General features: G+C 72.6%; 10 protein-coding genes. 6 read left to right on the top strand and 4 right to left on the bottom strand.

Features of this window, described 5'->3' with window-relative positions:
- Positions 1-67: 67 nt before the first annotated feature.
- Positions 68-1,909, top strand: coding sequence for a hypothetical protein (locus FRAEUI1C_RS12250; protein ID WP_013423612.1), 1,842 nt, complete (start codon positions 68-70; stop codon positions 1,907-1,909).
- Positions 1,910-1,928: 19 nt separating this feature from the next.
- Here the strand turns inward: FRAEUI1C_RS12250 and FRAEUI1C_RS12245 are convergent, their stop codons facing one another.
- Positions 1,929-2,681, bottom strand: a complete 753-nt coding sequence (locus FRAEUI1C_RS12245) for an FkbM family methyltransferase (RefSeq protein ID WP_013423611.1) — start codon at positions 2,679-2,681, stop codon at positions 1,929-1,931.
- Between the two features lie 214 nt (positions 2,682-2,895).
- Between FRAEUI1C_RS12245 and FRAEUI1C_RS12240 the strand changes: the two genes are divergently transcribed.
- Complete coding sequence (locus tag FRAEUI1C_RS12240) at positions 2,896-3,786, top strand: LysR family transcriptional regulator (protein WP_013423610.1); 891 nt, start codon at positions 2,896-2,898, stop codon at positions 3,784-3,786.
- A 20-nt stretch (positions 3,787-3,806) separates the two neighbouring features.
- On the opposite strand, the gene FRAEUI1C_RS12235 is transcribed toward FRAEUI1C_RS12240, so the two are convergent.
- From FRAEUI1C_RS12235 to FRAEUI1C_RS12225, 3 genes are all read right to left on the bottom strand, one after another.
- Positions 3,807-4,013, bottom strand: a complete 207-nt coding sequence (locus FRAEUI1C_RS12235; RefSeq protein WP_013423609.1) for a hypothetical protein — start codon at positions 4,011-4,013, stop codon at positions 3,807-3,809.
- Between the two features lie 241 nt (positions 4,014-4,254).
- Positions 4,255-4,641 (bottom strand): VOC family protein, encoded by a 387-nt coding sequence (locus FRAEUI1C_RS12230; RefSeq protein WP_013423608.1) that lies wholly within the window; start codon positions 4,639-4,641, stop codon positions 4,255-4,257.
- A gap of 80 nt (positions 4,642-4,721) precedes the next feature.
- On the bottom strand, positions 4,722-6,122 hold the full coding sequence (locus FRAEUI1C_RS12225) for an aspartate aminotransferase family protein (protein WP_013423607.1): 1,401 nt from the start codon (positions 6,120-6,122) through the stop codon (positions 4,722-4,724).
- 308 nt (positions 6,123-6,430) lie between these two features.
- Between FRAEUI1C_RS12225 and ald the strand changes: the two genes are divergently transcribed.
- The 4 genes from ald (at position 6,431) to FRAEUI1C_RS12205 (ending at position 11,532) form a co-directional block, all read left to right on the top strand.
- On the top strand, positions 6,431-7,570 hold the full coding sequence (gene ald / locus FRAEUI1C_RS12220) for an alanine dehydrogenase (protein ID WP_013423606.1): 1,140 nt from the start codon (positions 6,431-6,433) through the stop codon (positions 7,568-7,570).
- Between the two features lie 92 nt (positions 7,571-7,662).
- Positions 7,663-8,010 (top strand): hypothetical protein, encoded by a 348-nt coding sequence (locus FRAEUI1C_RS12215; RefSeq protein WP_013423605.1) that lies wholly within the window; start codon positions 7,663-7,665, stop codon positions 8,008-8,010.
- 227 nt (positions 8,011-8,237) lie between these two features.
- Positions 8,238-10,064 carry a cholesterol oxidase substrate-binding domain-containing protein gene (locus FRAEUI1C_RS12210; protein WP_013423604.1) on the top strand — a complete coding sequence of 609 codons (1,827 nt, stop codon included), beginning with the start codon at positions 8,238-8,240 and terminating at the stop codon, positions 10,062-10,064.
- A 208-nt stretch (positions 10,065-10,272) separates the two neighbouring features.
- Positions 10,273-11,532, top strand: a complete 1,260-nt coding sequence (locus tag FRAEUI1C_RS12205; RefSeq protein ID WP_013423603.1) for a DUF445 domain-containing protein — start codon at positions 10,273-10,275, stop codon at positions 11,530-11,532.
- The last annotated feature ends 77 nt before the right edge of the window (positions 11,533-11,609 follow it).

The raw sequence follows: 11,609 nt of genomic DNA, 5'->3' as shown, positions 1-11,609 counted from the left end.
AGGGCGGAATGTAAGGACTCCGCAAAACTCATCCCGTGATCGCGCCGATTGCCGGAATGATCAGCGCATGAGGTCGAGGGGCCGGCGGCTCGCCATCCCGCTGCTCGTGTGGTGGCTCTGGCTGCCGGCCGGATTCGCGATCTGGCTGTTCTTCGTGAACGTGGTGTTCGAGGGCTACGGCGACCTGCGCCTGGGCACGTGGCGCTGGTTCGACGCCTGGTTCGTCGTCGACGCCGGCCAGCGGTGGTTCTACCTCCTGGTCGGCGCCCTCGGCACGATTGTCATCGTCTCGTCGCGAGTGCCGGCGCGGCGGCCCGGCGTTGGCCGGGCCCGCGGTCCCGCCAGGCGGTTCCCGGCCGTCGAGGCCGGCGGCTACGAGGCCCGGCTGGCGATCGGTGCGCTCGCCGCGCTGCTCGCGGTCCTCAGCGTGATCCTGTTCATCCGCGCGGTGTGGGACAACGAGAAGGATCTGGCCCGCTTCTACCAGCGGTCCACGACCTTCGTCGTGCCCGACCTGAAGAACCCGCCCGCTGCCATCGACACGCTGGTGAACGGAAACGCGGCCGGCGACGGGCGCCGCTGCGACCTGTTGGGCCCGCACGGAGATGACGTTCCGGCCTGTCTTCGCCAGGGCACGATGCCCCCGAAGGGCTGGCAGTCCCGGCCGGGCTCGCTGGCCGGCGCCGAGATCATCATGACCAGGTCGTCGAGCGCGAGCAGCAACGTCGAGCTGATGGACGACACGTTCACCTACCTGTCCGGCGGCTACCCGGGCGGTACCGGCCAGAAGGCCGCCTGGTCGGCGATCCGCGACGGGTCGGGCTGGGAGACCCCGCTCTACGGCGTCGTCGAATGGACCGGCGGCAGCGACGCGCCGACCGAGTGCCTCTTCCGCGGCGACCACAGGATCGACCGGGCTTTCGACGGCAGCCGGGACAACAGCCTCATGCACCTGCTCAACGACCGTTACCCGCGTCTCGTCTTCGACCGTGGTGACGCCTGGGGCTACTGCGCCGGCCAGGAGCCGGTCATCGTGCTGCCCGCGCAGCGGCAGGTCCACTTCAAGCAGCGGACCGTCATGGTCGCCGCCGGGGTGGTCATGGTGCGGGGTTCCCGGTCCGGCGGCGCGGTGTTCGCCTACCAGCCGACGGTGCGGCCCGGGGAGCTGCCCGGTCCGGTCTACCCGGACTCACTGGTCAAGGCGCAGCGCGACACGGTGAAGTGGGCCGGAGGCCGCCGGCTGATGAACCGTCAGGGCTTCGGCCTGGTGCCCGGCAAGTCGTCGGTCCAGGCCGGCAACGACTCGGACTACCTGCTGCGCAGCGCGGACGACGGCCGGCTGTACTGGGTGACGCCGCTGGTGCCGCGCCGCAGCGACTCCCAGCAGTTCGTCGCCTACGAGACCGTGCCCGCCGACGAGGTCACGGCCGGTCAGCTCAACCCGCTGACCGACTACGTGCTCGACCAGAACGACCCGCGGGTCGTCAACCTCGACCAGTTCGTCGCCAGCGCCACCGACTTCCTGTCCCAGGCCGACCCCGGCCTGGTCAGCTCCGGCGGTAAGATCGTCGAGTTCCTCCCGCTGTCCGGGGACATCTGGCAGGGCTACGTCGAGGTGCAGGGCCGCGTCGTCTACCAGATCACGTTGAGCTACCACAACCGGATCCCGGTGGAGCTGGTGACCATCGGGGGCCAGGGCCGTGCGGCACCGGCCACCCCGGCCGGCGGCGGCGCCGCGACGGGTCCGCCCGGCGCCGCGGCCACGACCGCGGCCCGCTGTGGCCAGCCGCCGGGCCAGCTGTCCGACCACGACCTGGCCGTCTGCATCCAGGCGCTCGCCGCCGAGCTCGCCGCGCGGGGCGCGACCGCCGCGCCGGCCCAGACCCGGCCGCCGGCCGCCGCCGGCTGACGCTCGCCCGGTCAGGCCGTCAGGGGCGGAACGCGTAGTCGTCGTAGCCGGCGGGGACGATCTTGTAGCCGGCGTCGCGGAGCAGGGCGCGGGCCTTCTCCAGGTCCACGCCGAGGTGACAGGCCTCGTAGATCAGGTGGCGCGGCGCCCACGGGCTGCCGAAGTCGATCTGTCGGATGATCTCGTAGTCGAAGCCCTCGGTGTCGACCTGCAGGAGATCGATGTGGACGATCCCGTGCTTGACGAGGAGGGTCTCCAGCCGCATCACCGGGACCTCGATCTCCTCGATCCGGTCCTCGATGTCCGGGATCAGCTCCTTGGACTCCAGGACGACCTCCCGGCGCAGCGAGCTCAGCCCGATGACCCACACGGGGTCGCTCGGCTTCCAGTGGACGGCGTACATCGTCGCCGTCCCCTCCTCGGTGCCGATGGCCGTGCGCTCGCAGCTGATGCCCGGCACGCCCCGGTAGGAGTTGGCCAGCGCGGTGAACAGATGCGGCAGCGGCTCGACGACGACCCCGCGCCAGCCGTGGTTGACGATCGCGTCGTGGATCGGGTCGCCCATCTCGCCGTCGTTCGCCCCGATCTGGACGACGGTCAGCGGCCGGCCGGCTCGGTCGGCGATCCGCTTGACGATGGAGACCGCGTCGATCCCCGGGCCGTTGGCGCCACCCCAGAGGCTCGTCCACATGTTCAGCGGCATGTGCGCGTTCGCCGGCGGGACGCGGCGCACCACGTTGCGGGCGACCCAACGAGGGTTTGCCTTCACCATGGGCCGCACGATACGACGACAACCTGGGACAGCCGCGACGAGGTGCCTATACGGCCGCAGTCGGCGCCACACCCGTACGCAACGGAAGAGTGCTTCGCGGCGCACCGCGTCGCCGGATCATGCCTGGTCAACCGCCTCCAGGCACCGGAAGTGCTTAAGGGCGCGCAACTTCAACTGCCCGCGCGACGTCTGACGCGGCGTGGAGCCACGCAGGTTGGAGCATTTCCTCGCGGTCGCCGAGGAGGGCGGGTTCACCCGGGCCGCCACGCGGCTGCACATGGTGCAGTCCGGGGTGTCGGCGTCGATCCGCTCGCTGGAACGGGAGCTGGGCGTCGACCTGTTCGAGCGCACGACGCAGCACGTCGAGCTGACCGAGGCCGGCCGGGCGCTGATCCCGGAGGCGCGCCGGGTCCTCGGCGCGGTCCGGCAGGCCCGCCAGGTCGTGACGGAGGTACGTGACGGCGCCCGCGGCACGCTGTCGGTGGGCATCCCGGACGGCCTGACCCCGCGGGCCGTGCTCGCCGCGCTGGCCGCCTTCCGGGCCGACCATCCGCTGGTGCAGGTCCGGCTGACCGCTCCGGGCCAGGGCCGCTGCCGGTCGGGCCCGCCGGCACAGGTGGCCAGGCTGCGCGAGGGCGAGCTGGACCTGGCGGTGCTCGCGGCCACCGGGCCGGTACCGGGCCTGCGGCTGTACACGCTGCGGACGGAGACGCTCGTGCTGGCCTGCGCCGCGGATCACCCGCTGGCTGGCCGGGACGCGCTGAGCCTGCCCGAGACCGGCGAGCTCGGCCTCATCGAGTTCCCGACCGGCTGGGGCGTGCGCGCGGCCGTCGACCGGGCCTACGCGGCCGCCGGGCTGACCCGGCGGCCACCCGAGCTGGAGCTGACCGACCTCGCCACCGTCGTCGATCTCGTCCGCCACCGCCTTGGGGTCGCGTTCGTCCCGGGCTCGCTGGCCGACCAGGCCGCCGACCTACGGTTCGTGCCCATCGAACCGCACCCGCCGCGTTATCAGCTGGCGATCGGAATCCCGCTCGACCGGCCGCTGTCGACGACGGCGGCGACCTTCCTGGAGCGTTGCCTGCGGCCCAGCCGCGCGGCCTGACGGGCCGCCGGCCGGGCCGGTCACGGGCGCGCCCGCCGGCGGCGGCCGAAGGCCAGCCAGGTGACGGTGCGCGCGATCACCGCGACCACGAAGGCGGCGACGAAGTCCTGCCACAGGCTGTCGCCGTCCTCGACAAACAAGATCGCGACCGACTCCAACGAGATAAAGATGACAAGAAAGCACGCTGTCTCGGCGCGACGGCTTCCGGATCGTTCCGTTTCCGCCATTCGGCTGCCCATCCTCCCAGCTGGCCGACGGCGCGTGCATTGTCCCGGCCGCGGCGAGTTGGCACGACAGTAGGCGGGGCCCAGGCGGGCAATCGAGAAAGAAACGGTAAAGAACCGTCATGGTAAGAAAGCCGACAGCGGGCCTTCCCGCCGCCTGAAACGGCCGTGCGCCCATCAGCCCGCCAAGACCTGCCCGCGGGGGGGGGCGGGCGAAGCAGTCGGTGCCGCGTCGGTCCAGCGTTCAGCCGTGCTGGGCGAGCTGGATGAGGTTGCCGCAGGTGTCGTCGAGCACGGCCGTCGTGACCGGGCCCATGACCGTCGGCTCCTGGGTGAAGCGGACGCCGAGGCCGCGCAGGCGCTCGTACTCCCGGCGGACGTCGTCGACGGCGAACGAGGTCACCGGAATGCCGTCGCCGACGAGGGCCGACCGGTACGGGCCGACCGCGGGATGGGCGTCGGGCTCCAGAACCAGCTGGACGCCGTCGGGATCCTCGGGCGAGACCACCGTCAGCCAGCGGTACTCCCCCAGCGAGACCTCGTCCTTCTTCGCGAAGCCGAGCACCTCGGTGTAGAACCGCAGCGCCTTGTCCTGGTCGTCGACGAAGACGCTGGTCAGGTGAATCCGCATCGGCGCTCCCCGCTCGGACAGGTGTGGCCGCCCGGAGCACTCGCCCGGACGGCCACAACCTACGGCAGGGGTGCGACAGGTCAGAGCTTCGTCCAGGCCTCCGTCAGGACGGAGCGCAGGATCGACTCGATCTCGTCGAAGTGCGACTGGTCGCAGATCAGCGGCGGCGAGAGCTGGATGACCGGGTCGCCACGGTCGTCGGCGCGGCAGTAGAGGCCGCGCTCGTAGAGGGCGCCCGAGATGAAGCCGCGCAGCAGCCGCTCGGACTCCGCGTCGGTGAAGCTCTCCTTGGTCGTCTTGTCCTTGACCAGCTCGATGCCGTAGAAGAAGCCGTCGCCGCGGACGTCGCCGACGATCGGCAGGTCGGTCAGCTTCTCCAGCGTGGCCCGGAAGTTGGGGGTGTTGCGGGCGACGTGGCCGACGAGGTCCTCGCGCTCGAAGATGTCGAGGTTCGCCAGCGCCACCGCCGCCGACACCGGATGCCCGCCGAAGGTGTAGCCGTGGGCGAAGCTGGTCGAGCCGCGCAGGAACGGCTCGGCGAGCCGGTCGCTGGCGATCATCGCGCCGAGCGGCGAGTAGCCCGAGGTCAGGCCCTTGGCGCAGGTGATGATGTCCGGCTGGTAGTCGTAGCGCTGCGCGCCGAACATCGCGCCGGTCCGCCCGAACCCGCAGATCACCTCGTCGGAGACCAACAGCACGTCGTAGGCGTCGCAGATCTCGCGGACCCGCTGGAAGTACCCGGGCGGCGGCGGGAAGCAGCCGCCGGCGTTCTGGACCGGCTCCAGGAAGACCGCGGCCACGGTGTCCGGGCCCTCGTCCTCGATCGCGACCGCGACCTGGTCGGCGGCCCAGCGGCCGAACGCGACCGGGTCGTCGCCGAACAGCGGGGCGCGGTAGATGTTGGTGTTCGGGACCCGGAAGCCCCCGGGCACCAGCGGCTCGAACATCTCCTTGAGGCTCGGGATGCCGGTGATCGCCAGCGCGCCCTGGGTGGTGCCGTGGTAGGCGATGGACCGGCTGATCACCTTGTGCTTGAGCGGCTTGCCGACGAGCTTGAAGTACTGCTTGGCCAGCTTCCAGGCCGACTCGACGGCCTCGCCGCCGCCGGAGGTGAAGAACACCCGGTTCAGGTCGCCGGGGGCGAGGTTGGCGACCCGCTCGGCGAGCTCGATCGCGGCCGGGTGGGTGTGCGCCCAGAGCGGGAAGAAGGCCAGCTGCTCGGCCTGCTTGCGGGCGGCCTCGGCGAGCTCGGCCCGGCCGTGGCCGACCTGGACGACGAACAGCCCGGCCAGGCCGTCGAGGACCCGATGGCCGTTGGAGTCCCAGATGTAGGCGCCGTCGCCGCGGACGATGACGGGCGCCTCCCCGGCGGCGAGGGCCGACAGCCGGGTGAAGTGCGGCCACAGGTGCGCGGCGGCCGACCGGTTGAGCGAGTCGGTGGCGGTGCTGAGGTCGGTCGCTGTCTCGTCGAGGGTCGTCACGGCAGTCCTTCCACCGAGCCAGGCGGGGTATCACCCCAAAGATCGCACACATCATACGGTTAGCGCGGATGCCAGGCAGCTCTACGAACTTTTCCGCAGCGTATGATCGTCGCGACAACGGTTACCGCATTGCGGTGCGGTATCGGACAGGACGCCACCCGGTGAACGGGCGGCCGCGGCGCGCCGCCGTAACCCAGGCCTCGCCGTGACCCACGCTTGACCCGTGGGCGGCGCGCGCACCGACCGAGCCGCGCCGCCGGCCGCCGCCAGCGGCACAGCGGGCCACGACGTCGACGAGGGAGCACTCAGTGAAGATCGCGATCCCCCGCGAGGTGAAGAACCGCGAGTATCGCGTGGCGGTCACCCCGGCCGGCGTGAACGAGCTGACCCGCCACGGTCACGACGTGTTCGTCGAGGAGGGCGCCGGGGCCGGCTCGATGATCCCGGACTCCGAGTACGTCGCGGCCGGCGCGAAGATCGTCGAGGACGCCGACCAGACCTGGGCCGCCGGCGACCTGGTCCTCAAGGTCAAGGAGCCGGTCGAGCAGGAGTACCACCGGCTGCGGCCGGGCCTCGTGCTGTTCACCTACCTGCATCTCGCGGCGTCGCTGCCCTGCACCCGGGCGCTGCTGGACGCGAGGGTCACCGCCGTCGGCTACGAGACCGTCGAGCTCGCCGACCGGTCGCTGCCGCTGCTCGCCCCCATGTCGGAGGTCGCCGGCCGGCTCGCCCCGCAGGTCGGCGCGAACGCGCTGATGGCCGCGGCCGGCGGGCGCGGCGTGCTGCTCGGCGGGGTGCCCGGCGTCGACCCCGCGAAGGTGGTCGTGATCGGCGCGGGGGTCGCCGGGCTGAACGCGACCGCGATCGCCGCCGGCATGCGGGCCGACGTCACGCTGCTCGACCTGGATCTCGGCCGGCTGCGCGCCGCCGACGCGCGGTTCGGGGGCCGGGTCCGCACCGTCGCGTCCACCGCCTACGAGCTGGAGCGGGCCGCGCTGGGCGCCGACCTGGTGATCGGCGCCGTGCTCGTCCCGGGGACCCGGGCGCCGAAGCTGGTCAGCAACGCGCTGGTCGCCCGGATGCGGCCGGGCGCCGTGCTGGTCGACATCTCGGTCGACCAGGGCGGCTGCTTCGAGGACACCCGTCCGACCACGCACGACGACCCGACCTACCGGGTGCACGACACCGTCTTCTACTGCGTCGCGAACATGCCGGGGGCGGTCCCGCGCACGTCGACGCACGCGCTGACGAACGCGACCCTGCCGTACGCGCTCGCGATCGCCGAGGGCGGCTGGCGTGGCGCGATGCGCCGCGACCCGGCCCTCGCCCGCGGCCTGAACACCCACGACGGCCAGGTCACCTGCCCACCGGTCGCGGCCGCGCACGGCCTGGCGGGCCTGAGCCCGGCCGACGTGCTCGGGACCGCGCCGCAGCCGGCCGGAGCCTGAGCCCACGGGGCCGCGGACCGCGAGGCCGACCTCGGGGCCTTCTCCCCTGGTCGGTGGCGGTTCGCCGGGCAGGGCCAGGGCACACCGCTCGGGTGACTCGGATCCTTCCTCGCCAGCGTCGGCCGGAGGGGGCGCGTCGACCGGCCGGCGGCAGGTTCTCGGGCCTCACCGGGGCGGCTCCTGCTCGCTCGGCGCTGGGGCTGCGGGCGGCGCTCGCCCTGTTCGGCCTGGTGTTCTGCGGCGTCGTCGCCGGCCTGTTCGCGGCCGCCGGCTGGACCGTGCCCGCCATCCTGCTCTGCCTCGCCGGCGCGACCGCCATCGTCGACCTGACCGTCATCGGCCTGCGGGCCCGGCGGCGGCGCCGGCTGCGCCGGCCGCACGTGATGGGCTCCGACCAGGGGCCTGGGCCACGCGACCACAGCGGCAGCTACCTTCCGTAACGATCCCCGCGCGCGCCCCGACAGGGCCGTTTCTGACGACCCGTGAGGCCTGGGTTTCGCTGCCGCCCCGCCGCCAGCTCATGGGCCGTCGGCAACCAGCGCCACCACCTGGGACTTCGCGAGCCAAAATCTCCACTGTTGACCATGCTCTCCCGCGCTCATACCGTCATGCCCGCAGAATCTGACGACTCGTCAGGAAATGCGGACGCGGCACCGAGGAGAGCGCGATGGGGCAACAGCAGGACGGCATCGGCGTCGAGGCGGGCAACGACGGCGCCGACGACGGTGGGTTAGGGGGCTTACCGGGCTCCGGGCCGGCGCCGGGGCGCGGCGGCACCCGGCGGGCGGTGCTCGCGGGCGCGGTCGGCGCCGCGGCGGTGACCGCGGCCGGCTGGACCCCCGCGCTGGGCGCGGCGGCGGCCTACGCCGACCCGCCGGCGCCGCCCAACTTCCCCGCCGGCCTCTCGCTGTACCGGCAGGAGTTCAAGAACTGGTCCGGGGAGATCGACGTCACCGGCGTCTGGACCTGCGCGCCGGCCAGCCCGGCGGACGTGGTGACCCTCGCCAACTGGGCGAAGGCGAACAACTACCGGATCCGGCCGCGCGGCATGGGCCACGGCTGGTCGCCGCTGACGCTCGCCGTCGGCTCGTCCGGCAACAACGTCATCCTCGTCGACACCACCCAGCACCTCACCGCCGTCACGATCAGCGGGCCGAGCGGGTCGACGCCCGCGACGGTGCGGGCGCAGACCGGCGTCACGATGGACAGCCTGCTCACCCAGCTGCAGGCCGCCGGCTACGGGCTCACCGCGAACCCGGCCCCCGGCGACCTCACCGTCGGCGGGGTGCTCGCGATCGACGCCCATGGCACGGCGGTCCCAGCCAGCGGCGAGACGCGGGTCTCCGGCACCACGTACGGCTCGCTGTCGAACCTGATCACGTCACTGACGGCGGTCGTCTGGGACCCCGGCACGACCCAGTACGTGCTGAGGACGTTCAGCCGGGCGGACGCGGCCTCGAAGGCGTTCCTCGCCCACCTGGGCCGGGCGTTCCTCACCGAGGTCACCCTGCAGGTCGGCGCGAACCAGCGGCTGCGCTGCCAGAGCTGGTTCAACATCAACTGGACCGAGCTGTTCGCGGCTCCCGGGTCGTCGGGCCGCACGTTCGCCAGCTACGTCGAGTCCGCCGGCCGGGTCGAGGCGATCTGGTTCCCGTTCACCGACAACCCGTGGCTGAAGGTGTGGACCCGCAGCCCGAACAAGCCGCTGCTGTCCCGGCAGGTCTCCAGCCCGTACAACTACTCGTTCTCGGACAACCTGCCGTCCTCGATCACCGACCTCGTCGCGCAGATCTCGACGGGCGCCCCGCAGCTCGCGCCGACCCTCGGCCAGACCCAGATCGCGGTCGTCGGCGCCGGGCTGATCAGCACGCTGACCTACGACATCTGGGGCTGGTCGAAGGACCTGACGCTCTACGTCCGGCCGAGCACGCTGCGGGTCACCGCCAACGGCTACGCGATCCTCACCAGCCGGGCGAACATCCAGCGCGTCGTCAACGAGTTCTGCGCCTACTACCGCACCAAGCTGACGACCTATCAGAACAACAACCAGTTCCCGATGAACGGGCCGGTCGAGATCAGGGTCACCGGTCTCGACGCGGGTGGGGACGTCCAGGTGCCGTCGGCCGGCTCGCCGCAGCTGTCGGCGCTGCGGCCCCGGCCGGACCACCCCGAGTGGGACGTCGCCGTCTGGCTGGACATCCTGACCGTGCCGGGCACCCCGTACGCCAACCAGTTCTACCGGGAGGTCGAGGCCTGGGTGTTCTCGAACTACTCCGGTTCCTACGCCGCGGCCCGGCCCGAGTGGTCGAAGGGCTGGGGCTACACGAACAGCGCCGCCTGGGCCGACCCGACGATGATCGGCACGACGATCCCCAACGCGCTGCGCGCCGGCCAGCCGGCGGGCGACACCTGGGACACGGCGCTGGCGACCCTGGACACCTACGACCCGTCCCGAATCTTCTCCAGTCCCCTGCTGGACACCCTCGCCCCCTGACCGACCTGGCGCCCAGACCGACCTGGCGCCAAGACCGATCCTGGCGCCCTGACCGGCGCGTCCGTCCGGCCCCGCGGCCGGGCCCGCTCCTCGGGCTGGCCCGGCCGCGGTTGGCCCCGCCGGGCCCGCCCGGCCGGCCCGGCTCAACCCGTGGCGAAACCCGTAAGGTGGCCCGCAGCGACCAGGTGTCGAGAGGACCGGGGGACCTGTGGACGGCGCACCGGACGATCAGGCACAGGCCGCGCTGCGCTCCGGACTACGCCGGATGCGCACCGTCGCCACCTGTCTGCTGGTCGCGGCCGTCGCCGTCTACGTCGCCACGTCGCTCTGGCACGGGGCGCCCGGCTGGGTCGGGTACGTCCGAGCCGGCGCCGAGGCCGGCACGGTCGGCGCGCTCGCCGACTGGTTCGCCGTCACCGCGCTGTTCCGCCACCCGCTCGGGCTGCCGATCCCGCACACGGCGATCATCCGCAAGCGCAAGGACGACCTGGGCCGCGGGCTGGAGTCCTTCGTCGCCACCCACTTCCTGGCCGAGCCGGTCGTGCGCGGCAAGGTCGCCCAGATCGGGGCCGCCGCCCGGGTCGGCGACTGGCTGCGCCAGCAGCCCAATGCCGACCGGGTCAGCACCGAGGTCGCGAACCGGCTCGCGAGCGCGCTGGAGAAGATGAACGACGCGCTCGTCGTCGAGCTGGTCGAGAAGTCCGTGCTGCCCCGGCTGGTCGACGTGCCGTGGGCGCCGGTGCTCGGGGCGCTGCTCGACCGGGCGATGGCCGACGGCCTGCAGCACCGGGCCGCGGACGTGCTGCTCGACCACGCCCAGGAATGGCTGGTCAAGAACCCCGACGCGGTGCGCGGGCTGGTGCTGGAGCACGCCCCGGTCTGGTCGCCGCGCTGGGTCGACGAGGCCGTCGCGAACAAGGTCTACACCGAGGCCGTCCGGCTGGTCGGCTCGCTGCGGGCCGACCGGGACCACCGGCTGCGCCAGAACCTCGACGGGTTCCTCGCCGACCTGGCCCGCAAGCTGCGCACCGACGCCTCGATGCGGGAGAAGGTCGAGGAGTTCAAGACGCAGGCGCTCGCCTCCCCGGCGGCGGCGGACGCCGTCGCGGCGATGTGGTCGACGGCCAAGGGCATCCTGCTCGACCTGAGCACGGACGAGTTCTCCGTCCCCCGCCGCGCCGCGACGACCCGGCTGGCCTCGTTCGGCGAGAAGCTCACGACCGACCCGGAGCTCGCGGCGTCCGTCAACCAGGCGGCGGGCGACCTGGCCGCCCGGGCCGTCAACCGCTACAAGGGCGACATCGCGGCCATCATCGGCGACACGGTGGCCAGCTGGGAGCCGGCCGAGGCATCGCGGCGCATCGAGCTGCAGGTCGGCCGGGACCTGCAGTTCATCCGGATCAACGGAACCGTCGTGGGCGCGCTCGCCGGCCTGCTGATCCATCTCGTCACCGAGCTCGTCCTGTAGCCGGCCAGCGTCGGGGACCTCGGCCGATCGACCGGTCCCGCCGGCAGCCGTCCAGGGGCGCGGCGCGCCGCCGCGGG

Origin of the sequence: Pseudofrankia inefficax (genome assembly GCF_000166135.1) — a bacterium.
In the GTDB taxonomy this organism is placed as follows: Bacteria; Actinomycetota; Actinomycetes; order Frankiales; family Frankiaceae; genus Pseudofrankia; species Pseudofrankia inefficax.
This window is presented reverse-complemented; position numbering and strand designations above follow the sequence as displayed.